This is a genomic window from Planctomyces sp. SH-PL14 (assembly GCF_001610835.1).
Lineage (GTDB): Bacteria > Planctomycetota > Planctomycetia > Planctomycetales > Planctomycetaceae > Planctomyces_A.
Map to the genome: position 1 here is coordinate 6,357,024 of NZ_CP011270.1, position 14,389 is coordinate 6,371,412.

A 14,389-nucleotide genomic window follows, 5' to 3' on the forward strand; every position below is an offset into this window, starting at 1 on the left:
CTTCTTCATCTAGAACATCGCCTGCATGGCCCGCTGGGACTTCACCGGGTCCGGTCCGGAGATGAGCTCCGGCAGGACCTTCGGGACGATCTGCCAAGAGACGCCGAACTTGTCTTTCAGCCAGCCGCACTGCTGGGCACTCGGGTCGCCGTCTTCGTTGAGCTTCACCCAGTAGTGATCGACTTCCTCCTGCGTGTCGCACATCACCTGGAACGAGATCGCCTCGTTGAATCGGAAGATCGGGCCGCCGTTGAGTCCCGTGAACGGAACTCCGTTGAGCTCGAACTCGACCGTCAGCACCGAGCCCGGCTCCTTTCCGTGGTACTCCTTGCCGGCTTCGCCGTAGTGGGCCGTCCGGCCGATCCGCGAGTTGGGGAAGATCGCTGTATAAAATTTGGCCGCCTCTTCCGCCTGATGATCGAACCACAGGCAGGTGACGATGGGCTGAATGCTGGGCATGAGACGCTCCGGGCTGGGACGGGTGACAAGTCGGCGTTTGAGTGACGCCAGTCCGTCGGAGTGCGAACCGCGCGCCCGAAATGGTAGACTCCGATCGTGGCCGCGTCCCTCGCGGCTCTCGCGGGCAATGCGCAAGAAGGGCACCATGAACGTCGACCAGGTTCAAGAACTGATCGCCTCCGGCGGACTTTTGACCGAGTCCGGTCTCGAGCGACATCGCCAGGCGTGGCGGGAGTCGGGAGGGACGGACGAACAGGGGGATGAGTTCATCCGCTCGCTGGCGGCGCAGCAGATCCTGACCGACTTCCAGGCGGCCGCCCTGCTCGCGGGGATTCCGGGGCCGTACATGCTGGGCCCGTACCGCGTGCAGTCCTATGTGGCGGCGGGGCGGCTGGGGAACGTCTACCGGGCGGTCCATGCGGAGTTCGACCAGCCGGTCAGCCTGAAGGTTTTTCCGGCCTCCCTGGGGCAGAACCCGGAGCGGGTGGCGCGGCTGGGGCGGGAGGCCCGCGTTGGTGTGCTGGTCGACAACCTGCACGTCATCAAGACGTTCCAGGTTGGGAAGGTGGGCGACGTCACGTTCATCGCCATGGAAGAGCTGAACGGCGAGACGCTCCAGAAGCGGCTCGACCGGGAGGGGGCGCTGCCGATCGAGGACGCCTGCCAGCTCATCGCACAGGCGGCGACGGGGCTTGAGTACCTGCACTCGCAGGAGATTATCCATCGCGACATCTGCCCCGCCAACCTGTGGATCACCGCCTACGGGATGGTGAAGATCATGGAGTTCGGGGCGGCCCTCGACGCTCTGGCGTTCCTGGATTCGCTCACGGAGGAGACCCCCGCGGAGCAGGTCCAGCATGCGGATCCGGTCGGGACCTACGCCTATATGTCCGCCGTTCAGGCTCGGGATCCGAACCAGGCGGACGTTTCGACCGATCTCTACAGCCTGGGGTGCACGCTGTACCACGCCTTGGCGGGGCAGGTGCCGTTCCCCGATGCGGATCCGGTGCGGCAGATGCTTCGGCACGCGACGGAGACGCCGCGGCCGCTGAAGCTGTTCAATCCGGACGTTCCCGACGAGCTGCAGGCGATTGTCTCGCGGTTGATGGCCAAGCCGTCCGAGCCTCGATTCGAGTCCGCCGCCGAGGTGTCCGAAGCGCTGGCTGCGATTCACGCTCCCGAGCCGCACTCGAATGTCCCGCTGTTCAAGCAGGACTTTATGACGTGGGTCAGTACGGGAGCGGAGTTGAAGGAGGATCCGGTGGAGGAGTACGAGCCGGAGTTCCAGAATTTTGTGGATTGGGTCGCCGACCAGAGCCTGCCGAGGGTGTAGTCAAAGAACCGGGTCCAGGGGCACCCTGGTGGGGGATGCAAGGGGGCAACGCCCTCTTGCCCGCCGGAGGCCTGGCCGTCGAGAGATGTCTGAAGGAGTTTGTGTCCAAACGCGGACACCGTGCCGTATGCCCCCTCACCAACCCGCGGGGATTCCAGGGCGATCGGTGAGTTCTCAACGCCGGTTCCACAAAGGGGACGTCCGTGGCTTACCACAGTTACTCATAGAAGAGGCCTCCGGCGGCAAGGGGTGACCCCCTTGACCCCGGCTGCCGTCGCACGTTGGGTTTGAGCTATGGGCGTCGCGCCGGCGAGGACGTCGTTCAGTCGCCCGCGCCAGGGGGAAACGAAAAAAGCGTCAGAGGGATCGCATCCCTCTGACGCTTCTCATTCTCAGAGGCTCAATCTCTACCGCACGACGCGGTCCGCGTTGTACCCGACAATCGTCGCCTCGGGAGCCAGGACGTAAATCTCGACGCGGCGGTTCTTTTGACGGTTCGGCTCGCTGACATTCGTCACGACCGGCTGATGCTTGCTGTAGCCGCCAATCCCCATCCGGTACTCAGAGACACCGTTCTTCGCAAGGTGCTTCACGACCGACGTCGCCCGGTGAGCCGACAGCTCCCAGTTCGAGTCATGGCGGGCCTTGGTCGCAGGCCGCACGACCGGCTGGTCATCCGTATGCCCGACGACCAGCACATGGAACTGCTTCGCCTCGGCATCGTTGACGATCGCAGCGAACTCGTTGAGCAGGGCGTGGGCCTCCTGCCGCAGAGCGTCGCTCCCCGATCCGAACAGCAGGTCCTCGTTGAACTTGCTGACACCCGTGACCGGGTCGAACTCGAAGTCCGGGAACCGCCGGGCCAGCTCTTCAAACCGCTTGCTGAGAGCCCCGTTGAGCGGGTTCTTCTGGCTGGCGAGCATGCTCGAATACTTGTTGTGCAGCTTCTCCCGCTCGTCGTTGAGATTCGCCAGCCGCTGGTTGGCGATGTCGAGCGACTGCTTGGCGCCGGCCAGTTCTTGCTGGAGCTGGCTCGACATCATCTGGCTCTCCTGCATCTGCCCCATCAGCATCTGGTTCTCGTTGCAGAGCTCCATCGCCCGCCACTCGGCGTCGCGAAGCCGCATCCGCCGGGCCAGGAACGGCCGGGGCCAGCAACCACAGCACCCGCTGAGTTCGAGAGCGAAGACGCACAGGAGAGACAGGAGGGCGAGGCGTCGCAGGGTGGGGAGGGGCATGATTGGTCCAGGGTCTGGGGCCTAGGGACTAGGGCCAGAAAGGGGACGCAGGGACGGCCGGGCCACCGGGGAAGGGAAGGGGGGGGCTTCGGACGTCCGGAGGGATTTCAGGAAGGGAATCGCCGCCGGGGCGACGATGTCGAGGCTTATAACCGCCGTCTTTGCCGATGAACCAGACCGACCGCGGTTTTGTCTCTCCTGTCCGGCAGCATTCGCCGCAACCGGCCCTCCGGACCGTCGGTTTCTGCTGGTTTCCGCCGGGAATCGGGATTCCAACCAGTTTTCCTCAAGGAGGTTACGGCAGAAACGGCCTGGAGGCTCGAGCCCGGCCACCGGGGCTCGTGGGAGAAAAACCCTCGGTCCTTTTCGGCCCTGGACCTGAGGCCCTAGGACCTCGGCCTCCCTCCACTACAATCCCCACTTGCCGCTGCTCCCCACGGACCACCGCATGTCAGAACGCCGCATCCTCGTCACTTCCGCTCTCCCGTACGCCAACGGGCACATCCACATCGGGCACCTGGTCGAATACATCCAGACCGATATCTGGGTCCGCTTCCAGAAGCTTCGCGGGCACCGGTGCGTCTTTATGTGTGCCGACGACACCCACGGCACCGCGATCATGATCCGCGCCCGTCAGGAGGGGCGGACAGAGGAAGCGGTCATCGCCGATATGCGGGAGGCCCACGTCCGGGACTTCTCCGGGTTCGACATCGCCTTCGACAACTACGGCAGCACGAACAGCGAAGAGAACCGCGAACTGTGCCACGAGATCTGGGGGGCGCTGCGGAAGGCCGACGTGGTCGTCGAGCGGACTTCGGAGCGGCTCTACGATCCGGAATTCCAGACGTTCCTGGCGGACCGGTTCGTGAAGGGAACCTGTCCCAAATGCGGCACGGCGGATCAGCATGGTGACGGCTGTGAAGTTTGCCTGACGCAGTATGCGCCGACGGACCTGATCAATCCCAAGAGCACGCTCTCCGGAGCGACACCGGTCCCGAGAGAGAGCACTCAGCTGTTCGTCCAGATCGAAGGACTGCACGAGTTCCTTGATCAGTGGACGCAGACGAGCGGCGCCCTCCAGAGCGAGACCGCCAACTACCTCAAGAATCATTTCCTCAACGAGCCGCTGCGGGACTGGGACGTCTCGCGCCCGGCGAAGTATTTCGGCTTCGAGATCCCCGACAGCCCGGGGAACTTCTGGTACGTCTGGTTCGACGCTCCGATCGGCTACATCGCCTCGACCGCCGAGTGGTGCCAGAAGAACGGAGAGAAGCTCGACGACTGGTGGAAGAACCCGGCCACAGAGGTCCACCACTTCATCGGCAAGGACATCACGTATTTCCATACACTGTTCTGGCCGGCGATGCTCAAGACCGCCGGGTTCAACCTCCCGAAGAAGGTCCACATCCACGGCTTCCTGACGGTCGACGGGAAGAAGATGTCCAAGCGGGACGGGACCTTCATCAGCGCCGCGACGTACCTCAAGCATCTCGATCCGAGCTACCTGCGGTACTACTACGCCTCCAAGCAGGGGACGCGGCTCGACGACCTGGACCTGAACCTCGACGACTTCCAGAAGAAGATCGACTCCGATCTCGTCGGCAAAGTGGTGAACATCGCCAGCCGGTGCGCGAAGCTTCTGGCCGGGCAGACCCTCGCTCCGACCTATCCGGATGACGGCGGGCTGTTCGCCCAGGGAGCGGCGGCGAGCGAGCGGATCGCCGAGCTGTACGAGGCGTGCGACTACAACGCCGCGATGCGGGAGATCGTCGAGCTCGCCAACCGGGCGAACGAGTACATCGACCGCACGCAGCCCTGGATGGTCCGCAAGGATCCGGCCCGGCAGGAAGAGGTCCGCGCGATCTGCTCGATCGGCCTCAATCTGTTCCGGCAGATCGTGGTCTACCTCGCTCCGGTCCTGCCGCGGCTGGCGCAGCAGACGGGCGAGCTCCTGGGGACGCCGGTTACAACTTGGGCCGACGCCCAGACGCCGCTCGTGGACAAGACCGTCCACGAGTACCAGCACATGATGAAACGAGTCGAACCGAAGAAGGTGAGTGCGATGGTTGATGAATCGAAGCCGGCGGAACCTCAGGTCCAGAAGATGGCTGTCGCCGTGGAGTCGGCGGAGCAGCAGGCGGCCGAAGCGGTTCGTGAAGGGGAAGCCCTCGTGGCGGACAGCGGTGATCAGCTTGCCGCCGAGCCGCTCGTGGCGGATCACTGCTCGATTGACGATTTGATGAAGGCGGACCTCCGCGTCGCCCGCGTCATCGAGGCCAAGCATGTGGAAGGGGCGGACAAGCTGCTCCAGCTGACGCTGAGTCTGGGCGGGGACGTGACTCGCAACGTCTTCGCCGGGATCAAGAAGGCGTACAAGCCCGAAGACATGATCGGCCAGCTCGTCATCTGTTGCGCGAACCTGAAGCCGCGGCAGATGAAGTTCGGCCTCAGCGAGGGGATGGTCCTCGCCGTCGGCCCAGGCGGCAGCGACGTCTTCCTCCTCCGCGCCGACAGCGGGGCGAAGCCGGGGATGCGCGTGCATTGAGAAGAAGTTTTTTAGCCACAGATGAACACAGATAAACACGGATAAGAGGGGCGGCAGGTCGGGCTGTTCCTTTTATCCATTTTCAGTGTTTGTCGTGTGGCCGCTTTTCTCTGGCGGGGTGTTCGATGACCGAACAGGAGTTGAACGCCCTGACGGAGCGCGTCATTGGATGCGCGTTTCAGGTTGGCAATACACTGGGATGCGGTTTCCTGGAGCGCGTTTACGAGAACGCCCTTGCACATGAGCTGCGGCTGAGCTCGATCGTGGTCGAGTCGCAGATTCCGCTCCCCGTCATCTACAAGGGCGTTACAGTTGGAGACTACATCGCGGACCTACTGGTCGAACGAGTCCTGTTGATCGAGGTCAAGGCGACTCGCGAGCACAACGAGGCGTTTGCCGCCCAGTGCTTGAACTATCTGAAAGCGGCCAAGCTCCCGCTGTGTCTCCTGATCAACTTCGGGCGCCCCAAGGTGGACATCCGCAGGCTCCGAGCGAATGACGGTTGGCGCGATCCCTCCTGACCGCGCCACCTCCTCTTATCCGTGTTTATCTGTGTTCATCTGTGGCTAACCCTCTCTCACTCAATCAATCTCGCCAACCATCTCAATCAGCTGGTCGAGCAGTTTGACCGAGGCGTCCCGCTCCAGGCGGTTGGTCCCGATCCACGTCTCGTAGCCGCCAAGGTCGTGCTGCGCCGGCGTCGGCAGATAGCCGTAGTACCCGTGGTTCAGCGAGACCATCCAGGCGGGCTTGAGACCGGACCGCTCGCGGAACTCGAGACCGATCTCACAGAAGACCTCACACGGCATCGTCCCGATCGCCGCGTCACCGATCCGGAAGACCTGGACCGGAACCGGCGTCGTCTCGGGATACTCGGCCAGGGAAAGCGTCCGCTGCGCGTAGATCCGGGAGAGGTCGGTCTTGCCCGGGACCTCGGGACGGTTCGTGAGTGTGTCCTTGGCCCACTGCAACTCGGCGTCCGTGGCGCGGCGCCACTTGAGGACAGGTTCCCGGTAACGGGCCGCGAGTTTGACGTCCGTCTTGTAGGTCAGCTCCGGGAGTTTGGCGTGGACACGCTTCGCCACGTCGTGCGCGACGTACCGCATCTGCTCGTAGGGCTTCTTGCCGGGCCGCGGGTTCTTGAAGTCGATGTTGTTGATGTCGCCGCTCGTCCCGTTGGCCAGGAGGGCGGCGAACGGCGGATCGAGGTGCTCGGCATCGAGGAGCCGGGCCAGCTCGGTGCAGAACATCCCGTAGTAGTCGCTCGAGATGTGGCCGTTCCCCACCCCGCCGACGTAGTGCAGCGAGTAGGTGGCGAAGACCGAGATCGGCGGTCCGCCCGGCTCGCGTACGGAGACGATCGAGACCGTGGGATCGGTCGGCCCGACCGGCTTCACAAGGTTCGGGCTCCCGGCGGGGGGATTCATCTTCGCCTTGTCGATCTTGCCGAAGGGGTTCTCGGGCATCGTCCCCTCCTTCATGAACCAGCGGCGGTTGAAGACATGCTCGGGGATCTCGACGGTCCCGATCGCCAGCTCGGCGGGACGGAGCGTGTTGGCGGCCGAACGGACCCCGTCGGCGATCCGGCGGGCGATGAATTTCTGGTAGTTGTCGAGCTCCTGGTCGTTCTTGAAACGGTTCTGCCCGAGGGCGCTCGCGGCGGAATGGGTGTGCGTCGCGGAGATCAGGACCTGCTCCGGTGGAATCCCGGTCGTCTCCATGATGATCCGGCGGGCCTCTGTGCTGACGCTCCGCCCGATCCCCAGGAGATCGCAGACGACGATGGCGAGCCGGGTCTGCCCGTCGTCCAGGACAAGGCAGCGTGCGCGGAGGTCATCGTGGACATGCGTGGCGGGGAACGGCGCGAACCCGCCGATGATCTCCGAGCCGAGTTCGGGCGTCAGGTCGCTCGTCGCGGCCCCGGCCCGGAATGGACTCGCCGGCGGATCGGCGGCACGGGCCATTGGGCCACTGAGCAGGACGACGAAGACAAAGGCCGCAAAACGAACCATTCAAAAGCTCCCAAGAGGGCAGGTCAATTTCAAAGAGGGAGAGACGCACTGAGAACCGCCGAGGGGCACGCCACCACACCAGCCTGAAGCGCCAGCGAGGGAGGCACGACGAGGAAAATCCCCCGCTGGCGCTGCGGGCTCGTGTGAGCTCCCCAACGCCGCCGCTGGTCCCTCGTCTCTAGACCCTAGTCCCTCGTCCCCTCTCACCCCATCAGGCCGGGGATCACATCCCCCTGATAGATGTGGTGCGGGCGGTTCTGTTCGTCGTGCCAGGCGGCCGACTCGGGGATGCCGAGGGCGGAGTAGATCGTGGCCGCCATGTTCTCCGGAGTCTGCGGCAGAGCGGCCGGGTAGGCCCCCTGGGCGTCGGAGCTGCCGATGACCTGACCGCCGCGGACGCCGCCGCCGGCGAAGAACGCGGTCTGGACGCCCCCCCAGTGATCGCGTCCCGGGCCTTTGTAGTGAGCGGTCAGCGTCGAGGTCTTCGGCGTCCGTCCGAACTCGCCCGCCATGACGACGAGCGTGGAGTCGAGCAGCCCCGAATCGCGAAGGTCGTCCAGCAGTGCGGCGACGGCCCGGTCGGTCGGGGGGAAGAGAAAATTCTTGAGGTGCGGGAAGGCGTTGCCGTGGGTGTCCCACGCCTCGTTGTTGCCGAGGTTCACCTGCACGAAGTTGACCCCCGCCTCGACGAGCCGCCGGGCCATGAGGAGCGACCAGCCGAACGAGTTCTTGCCGTACCGCTCCTGGATCTCGGCCGGAGCGTTGAGGACGTCGAACGAGGCCCGGACCCGCTTCTCGGTCAGGAGGGTGACGGCCGCGTCCCGGTAACGGTCGAACTTGGCCTGGGTCGCGTTCCGCTCCAGCTCACGGCGCTGGGTTTCGATCGTCTCCAGAAGATCGAGCCGCGTCTGGAAACGCTTTTCGAGGAGCCCCTCGGGGAGCGAGAGCTGCGGGACCGTGAAGGCCATCGCCTTATTGTGCTCGGCTCCGTTGGCGTGGTGGAACTCGTACTCGGGGTACGCGCCGTAGGTGACGCTGTTGTATGGGGAGGCTTCGACGAACCAAGCGTCGCCGCGGGAGCCCATCGTGCCGCCGAACTGGCCGGGGATCGTCCGTCCGGTCCGGTGGACGAGCCGCTCCGGCAGGACGACCGCCGGCGGAAGGTTGTTCCGCGGCCGCGTCACGGCGCCGACGACCGAGGCCATTGCGGGCCAGTCGCTCGACTGCGGCTTGTCCGGGAGGAACCGCGGCGGCTTCTCGGCGCGGCCCGTCAGCATGATGTGGTGGGCGAGCGAATGGTCGTTGCTCGGATGCGTCAGCGACCGGACGAGGGCCCAGTCGCGGCTCCGCTTCGCCAGGAGCGGCAGGTGCTCGCAGATCTCGATGCCGGGGGTCGCGGTCGAGATCGGGTTGAACTCGCCGCGGATCGTGTCGGGCGCGTTCGGCTTGAGGTCGAAGCTGTCGTGCTGGCCGAGGCCCCCCGACAGGAAGATGTAGATGATCGACTTGGCCTTCCCCGTCGACCCGGTCACGACATCGGCCGCCTGGAGAGCGGAGGCGGAGTCCATCGACAGCCCCAGCAGTCCGACGGCCCCGGCCTGGATCATCGACCGCCGCGAGACGGCGGGATGGGCGAAGGAGGAGCGGAGCGAGGCGGCCGCGGGCGGGGTGGAGAAGGGGCGGGACATTCGGTCTCACCAGGCAGGAAAGGTGGTGGGAGCGCGGATCGGTAGCGTCGCATAGGAGGAAGGGGAGTTCAAGCCTGCTTCAACATTCGTTGATGCGTTGTCGGCAGGTTGCGGGGCGAATTCAAAGATTTGTCGGTTGGGACTCCGCAACCGGGCTGGGGCCGCAGGGTTGGTGAACGTTTGTGCCAGCTGCGCAAACGTCCGGCTTGTTGGACCGGACGAGGATGAGCAGGATGGTTCAATCTCAGGAGGGCCTCGATGCAGACGGTGCTGCTTGCATGTTGGTTGGTCGGCCAGGTGAGTTGGGCGTCCGAGGTCCCCCCTCCGCCGCCGTTGCCGGTCGTCGTCGAAGCCGATTCCGGCGAAGGTCCCCTCGACGGGTGGGCAAGGTCGCTGGCCGAATCCTGGGATCAAAATTGGAAGCAGGCGTACGCAGAGCGTTCTGCCGTTCTGCCGTTCGACAGTCATGGTCGCGCCGAGGAAGACGCCCCGTCGCTGGAGCCGGCCACCGCGTCGAGCGTGGAGCTGTGGGCCCGCTTCAATCAGCCGGTCCTCCGCTATCGCGTGCGGTTCACCCGCTACCTCTATGAGCCGATCTCGGGGGTCGAGACGCGAGCGGACGGGGAGCTCTTCTGGGATCAGACTTCGGCTCGTCTCGATCTGAATCCCCCCGCGAAGCTCCCCAAGCCGGGCGTGAATCCGGCTCGCAAGGATCGCAGCGGCCAGCCCTACACGGTGGTAGGGGCGAGGCGGGCGTCGTATGTCGTTCGCGGTGAATCGGTGGTCGTCGCGAACCACGAGGAGAAGACGTTTGTGCGGCATCAGGAGCCGCCCCGGAACGCCCGGAACACCTGGAGAGCGAGGTTTCCCGCGATCTCCCCGTTTCTCAAATTCGATCCGGCCGACCGGCAACGGACCTTTGCGATCGACCCGGGGGGGCTCACCGCGACCGAAGAACGCATCCACCTCCGGCTCCGCGGCCTGTGGGACGGCTGGCGGCGGAGCTACGGCCGTGTCGAGATCCTGCTCGACCCGAAGACGGGGCGTCCGCAGGCGATGAAGATCGTCGACTCGCGGGCGGTCCAGACGGTCTATGTCTACCAGGAGGTCCAGCGCGGCGGTCCGGGGGAGGTCTGGCACGGAGATCCCTTTCGGCTCGACCTGAAGGGCTACGTCGATGCCACTCTGCACACAGCGCCCTGAGGATTTGTACGGGCTTGGCTCAGTGTAGGAGCGGTCCGGAAAGACTCGGGATTGCCGTACCAGACCGCGTGTGGCACGCTTCAGCGATCCAGGGAGGGCTTCATGCTGACGGCTTTACTCATCTATTTGCTCCTCGGTCCGCAGGAAACGGCGCCGGCTGTCCCCCCTCCGCCGCCGCTGGCGAGGCTCGAAACCGACTTCCATGTAACACCCTTCGACGCGTGGTGGAGAACACTGGACGCTGATCGTGAGGAACGCTGGAAAACCTTCTTTGAGCGGCTCGCCATCCTGCCTCTGGATACAAATGGCAGGGCGGAGGGGCCGGCCCCTCCTCTGCCGTCGGGGGTCGCACCAAGCCTGGAACTTTGGGCTCACTTCAACCGGCCGGCTCTCCGTCAACGCGTCCGGTTCCGCCGTTACATCTATGACTCAGTGTTCGGAGTCGAAACCCGGGCGGAGGGGGAAATGTTCTGGGACGAGAACTCCGTTCGTCTCGATTTCCGCGCGCCGCGAAACTTGCCCAAAGGGGGCGAGACCGAGACTCGCCAGGATCGGACCGGCCGGCCCTACAAGATTGCGGCGAGCGGCGCGGAATCGTATGTGGTTCGAGGCCGGTCCATGATCACCGTGAATCATGACGCCAAGACCTTCGACCGATGCGAGGCTCCGCCGCTGTGGCTGTCTGGCCTCTATTCTCTACCCGCTTCACCGTTCCATGAGTTTCGTGCTGCCGATCGGGCCAAGACCTTCGCGATCACAACGGGGCCCAAACAAGACCCTAAGCGGCAAATCCATCTGAAGCTCGAAGGCCTGTGGAGAGCCTGGCACCAGAACTATCGCACGGTCGAGGTCCTGCTCGACGCCAAGACGGGACGTCCGCTGGCGATGAGGGTGATCGATCCGGGCGAAACGAGAGAGACGGTTTACGTGTACGAGGACTTCCAGCGCGGGGGCGAGGGGGAAGTCTGGGATGGGGACCCTTTCGACCCGGACCTGGCTGGCTATGCCGGCACCGTGCTCAGTGTGGCGCGCTGATCACCGAACGTCTCTTGAGACGCACGACTCCGAGGGCGAGCAGTCCGCCGAACGCCGTCGCCGTACTGAGGAGGCCTCCCCTGTAAACGCTCCGGGGCCGATAGAGCCACTCGACCGTGTGAACGCCTGCTGGGACTTCGACCGCGCGGAAGCGTTCGAGGGCCACTTCCGCGGTCGACGGTTCACCGTCGACGGTGACCGTCCAGCCCGGATAGGCGAGGTCCTTGAGGACGACCTGTCCCGGTGAGGCGAGGTCACATTCGAGCGTGACGCGGTCGGCCTCATACTTCGCGATCCGGGCCGTTCCCTGAGCTCCCTGGCCGAGTTCCAGTCGCCCCGTCGCGTCGGCTAGCTCGTAGAGATAGAGCGGCCTGTCGAACTGGCCCCAGGCGCGGTTCAGGAATTCGTCGAAGCCCTGCCAGACGAGCTTCAGCGGCCAGCGGGAACTGTCCCACCGCTTCTGCCCGAGGACATGCGTGATGCCGGATTCGCGGAACCACCGGACGTGTTCGGCAATCTCTTCGTCCGTCGGCGGACGGTCTTCGGGGAGCTTCGGGGGATTCAGCTTGGGGGAAAAATACTCGGCGGGGCCGATCCCGAGGTACACGGGGAGCTGCGAGACGCCGAGGATCGTCAGGACGTTCTGGCCGGGGCCGAAGACGCGGGCCTGCGGCGTCCGCCGGAGGATCTCCCGGACTTCGCTTTTGCTGCGGTACTGGAGCGGCGAGGGGACGGTCACCACGTAGCTGACGTAGGGGACGACGCGATAGAGGTCGTAGGCCGTGACCCCCATGAGGAGGGTGAGCGCCACGGTCGCGGTGCCGAGGCTGCGTCCGGCGAGGAGGCGGTCGATCCCGGCACCGCTGGCCAGGGCGATCGAGAAGGCGGTGACCATTCCGTAGCGTCCCGCCCCGCGGAAGAAGCTGAACCCCGGCAGGGCCTTGAGCCAGACCAGTGGCTCCCCGGTCGCCAGGGCGAGAAAGACCACGCCGAGGACCAGCCACGCCGTCACGACCGTCCAGCGGCGCTCCCGGAAGTGCGTCCAGGCGACCCACAGGGCCAAGGCCAGCGGGATCAGGCCGCAGTACAGGTGGGCTTCGACGCGGTTCGATCCGCCGAGGACCGTGTCGGGGTTGGTCTCATCGTTGAACCACATCCACGGAGCGGCAATGTGGCTGAGGTACGGGACCGGGATCCGGCCGTAGAGCGGGTTGTGTTCGCTCGAGAAATCGAACCGCTGGCTCCGCTCGCGGAGTTCGAGCGTCGGCAGGATCTGGACGGCGGCGAGCAGGAACCCGACGGCGATCGCGGCCAGCAATCCGGACGATGTCAGAAGACGGTCCCGCCATCCGTTCGGCGCAGAGGCGGGAGGGGCCGTGGAGGCCGGAGCTTCGACTTCGGGAACCAGGGCCGGGCGGAGGAGGGCGTAGCCAACGACCGCCAGGAGCGTGATGAAGGCCAGGTGGAAGTGGCCTGCGAACAGGAAGACCGCGAGCAGGATCGCGATCGTGACCAGCCATCGCAGGCGGCGCTGCTGGAGCCAGAACTCCGCGGCCCACAGGAGGAAGGGGAAATACGCGCCGCCGATGATCGCCCATTCGAGGCAGGCCCGGGCCGGAAACCAGCCGTAGACGAAGACCAGCCCGCAGAAGAGCGAGCCGAAGGGCAAGAGGCCGAGGCGCCGCGCCAGAAGCCATGTTCCCAGGAACGCGGCTACGGCGTGAAGCAGATGGCTGAGGTTGTAGGCAGTCTGAGTCTCGAACAGCCGGTACAGGACCAGATGGGGCGGATAGAGGACGCCGGTCTGACTCTCGGCGAGCAGCGGATAGCCCTCGCCGACGAGGTTGTTCCACAGCGGAAACGTCCCCTGGCGGAACTGGTCCGAAAGGAACGTCTTCTGAGGGTAGAAGTACGGGTAGGTGTCCCCCCCGACGAAGCTCGCTCCGTTCCACAGCGGGGCCCAGAAGATCCCGGTCAGCAGAATCGCGATTGCCGCGGCGAAGGCACCCGGTGCCCAGGCGGGAGGCACCCACGGTTTCGTCGTCCGGACAGGTCCCCGTTTCGCCATCATGCTCTCAGTTCAGGCCGGGAACCCCCGGATTCAAAGAGGGCATTCTCCACGTCGGAGCGGCGAGAGCAAACGGTCGAGCAGTCTTGTCGTCAGGAGAGGTGAGAAGACCTGGTGCGGGAGAAGAGAACACCGGTCACGGTCGTTCCCAGCGAGGGCCGGAAGCGGAAGAGGTCTGGCTCAGAAAGCCCGGGCGGATGGCGATGGTCAGGGTGAGCGCCAGGAGACGGAAGTCTCGCTCCTGAATGGACTACTGAGCTCTTCATCCGTGTACCGGCCCCCCTGCGTGGAGAAGGCCAGATGAATGGCGTCCGAAAAGCTGCGCTGCTCGTAGACCATCGATCCCGCGATGTCCAGAGTCGTTTCGCCAGCGATCACGCCGCAGAACAGCGTGGTCAGAATCACCAGCTCAGCGAATGGGGGAACTCTCATCATGAGACCCTCCGGAAAAATGGAATACTCAAATATTAACTACGGCTTCATGAGTTGTGAACACAGGAAATCCTACCGATGCAATCGGCGGGCCGGAAGTCGCCGTGAATTGCCGAAGGAAGCGGGGATCGCGGCGGGAATGCACGGCCCGGACACGTCGTACGACGAAGAAGAGATCGCGGGCCTTCGAGAACGAAGAGCTCCGGCGGTTGACGGCGCCCGCGTGATTTCGCGGAGAGAAAACGCCGCCGGCAAATGAAAAAACGCCCGCTGCCTAGAGGGGCAGCGGGCGCTCTCGAAAGTGACCCCACGGGGATTCGAACCCCGGTACTCAGACTGAAAATCTGATGTCCTGGGCCTCTAGACGATGGGGCCG

At 64.8% G+C, this 14,389-nt stretch carries 11 protein-coding genes and 1 tRNA gene; 5 read left to right on the forward strand and 7 right to left on the reverse strand.

Annotated elements, in window-relative coordinates; genetic code table 11:
- Nucleotides 1-9: 9 nt before the first annotated feature.
- Nucleotides 10-459, reverse strand: coding sequence for a VOC family protein (locus VT03_RS24300; RefSeq protein ID WP_075095403.1), 450 nt, complete (start codon nt 457-459; stop codon nt 10-12).
- A 145-nt stretch (nt 460-604) separates the two neighbouring features.
- On the opposite strand from VT03_RS24300, the gene VT03_RS24305 reads away from it, so the two are divergent.
- Complete coding sequence (locus VT03_RS24305; RefSeq protein WP_197489066.1) at nt 605-1,792, forward strand: serine/threonine-protein kinase; 1,188 nt, start codon at nt 605-607, stop codon at nt 1,790-1,792.
- Between the two features lie 407 nt (nt 1,793-2,199).
- Here VT03_RS24305 and VT03_RS24310 read toward each other — a convergent pair whose 3' ends face one another.
- Nucleotides 2,200-3,030, reverse strand: coding sequence for a flagellar motor protein MotB (locus VT03_RS24310; RefSeq protein WP_075095405.1), 831 nt, complete (start codon nt 3,028-3,030; stop codon nt 2,200-2,202).
- Nucleotides 3,031-3,478: 448 nt separating this feature from the next.
- Here VT03_RS24310 and metG point away from each other — a divergent pair, with 448 nt between their 5' ends.
- On the forward strand, nt 3,479-5,575 hold the full coding sequence (gene metG, locus VT03_RS24315; RefSeq protein ID WP_075095406.1) for a methionine--tRNA ligase: 2,097 nt from the start codon (nt 3,479-3,481) through the stop codon (nt 5,573-5,575).
- A gap of 125 nt (nt 5,576-5,700) precedes the next feature.
- A complete protein-coding gene (locus VT03_RS24320; protein ID WP_075095407.1) occupies nt 5,701-6,096 on the forward strand; it encodes a GxxExxY protein in 396 nt (131 codons plus the stop codon).
- Between the two features lie 60 nt (nt 6,097-6,156).
- Here VT03_RS24320 and VT03_RS24325 read toward each other — a convergent pair whose 3' ends face one another.
- Nucleotides 6,157-7,587 (reverse strand): neutral/alkaline non-lysosomal ceramidase N-terminal domain-containing protein, encoded by a 1,431-nt coding sequence (locus tag VT03_RS24325; RefSeq protein WP_082846494.1) that lies wholly within the window; start codon nt 7,585-7,587, stop codon nt 6,157-6,159.
- A 203-nt stretch (nt 7,588-7,790) separates the two neighbouring features.
- Nucleotides 7,791-9,275 (reverse strand): DUF1501 domain-containing protein, encoded by a 1,485-nt coding sequence (locus VT03_RS24330; RefSeq protein WP_075095408.1) that lies wholly within the window; start codon nt 9,273-9,275, stop codon nt 7,791-7,793.
- A 297-nt stretch (nt 9,276-9,572) separates the two neighbouring features.
- On the opposite strand from VT03_RS24330, the gene VT03_RS24335 reads away from it, so the two are divergent.
- Entirely contained in the window at nt 9,573-10,478 is a 906-nt protein-coding gene (locus tag VT03_RS24335; RefSeq protein WP_156514727.1) for a hypothetical protein, read from the forward strand.
- Between the two features lie 618 nt (nt 10,479-11,096).
- Nucleotides 11,097-11,513: a hypothetical protein gene (locus VT03_RS33770; RefSeq protein WP_156514728.1), complete on the forward strand. Its 417-nt coding sequence runs from the start codon at nt 11,097-11,099 to the stop codon at nt 11,511-11,513.
- Here the strand turns inward: VT03_RS33770 and VT03_RS24345 are convergent.
- The 3 genes from VT03_RS24345 to VT03_RS24355 all read right to left on the reverse strand — a co-directional run bounded on the left by VT03_RS24345 (nt 11,497) and on the right by VT03_RS24355 (nt 14,388).
- The gene (locus VT03_RS24345) at nt 11,497-13,542 is read right to left on the reverse strand and encodes a hypothetical protein (RefSeq protein ID WP_156514729.1); all 2,046 of its coding nucleotides are present in this window, start codon (nt 13,540-13,542) and stop codon (nt 11,497-11,499) included. The two genes, VT03_RS33770 and VT03_RS24345, sit on opposite strands and share 17 nt — an antisense overlap.
- Before the next feature lie 246 nt (nt 13,543-13,788).
- On the reverse strand, nt 13,789-14,016 hold the full coding sequence (locus tag VT03_RS24350; protein WP_075095412.1) for a hypothetical protein: 228 nt from the start codon (nt 14,014-14,016) through the stop codon (nt 13,789-13,791).
- A 299-nt stretch (nt 14,017-14,315) separates the two neighbouring features.
- A tRNA-Glu gene (locus VT03_RS24355) sits at nt 14,316-14,388 on the reverse strand.
- Nucleotide 14,389: the final 1 nt, after the last annotated feature.

What these genes read in the sequence shown, in the direction of transcription:
- VT03_RS24300 (WP_075095403.1), bottom strand. Translation starts at nt 459, where the DNA reads ATGCCCAGCATTCAGCCCATCGTCACCTGCCTGTGGTTCGATCATCAG.
- VT03_RS24305 (WP_197489066.1), top strand. Translation starts at nt 605, where the DNA reads ATGAACGTCGACCAGGTTCAAGAACTGATCGCCTCCGGCGGACTTTTG.
- VT03_RS24310 (WP_075095405.1), bottom strand. Translation starts at nt 3,030, where the DNA reads ATGCCCCTCCCCACCCTGCGACGCCTCGCCCTCCTGTCTCTCCTGTGC.
- metG (WP_075095406.1), top strand. Translation starts at nt 3,479, where the DNA reads ATGTCAGAACGCCGCATCCTCGTCACTTCCGCTCTCCCGTACGCCAAC.
- VT03_RS24320 (WP_075095407.1), top strand. Translation starts at nt 5,701, where the DNA reads ATGACCGAACAGGAGTTGAACGCCCTGACGGAGCGCGTCATTGGATGC.
- VT03_RS24325 (WP_082846494.1), bottom strand. Translation starts at nt 7,587, where the DNA reads ATGGTTCGTTTTGCGGCCTTTGTCTTCGTCGTCCTGCTCAGTGGCCCA.
- VT03_RS24330 (WP_075095408.1), bottom strand. Translation starts at nt 9,275, where the DNA reads ATGTCCCGCCCCTTCTCCACCCCGCCCGCGGCCGCCTCGCTCCGCTCC.
- VT03_RS33770 (WP_156514728.1), top strand. Translation starts at nt 11,097, where the DNA reads ATGATCACCGTGAATCATGACGCCAAGACCTTCGACCGATGCGAGGCT.
- VT03_RS24350 (WP_075095412.1), bottom strand. Translation starts at nt 14,016, where the DNA reads ATGATGAGAGTTCCCCCATTCGCTGAGCTGGTGATTCTGACCACGCTG.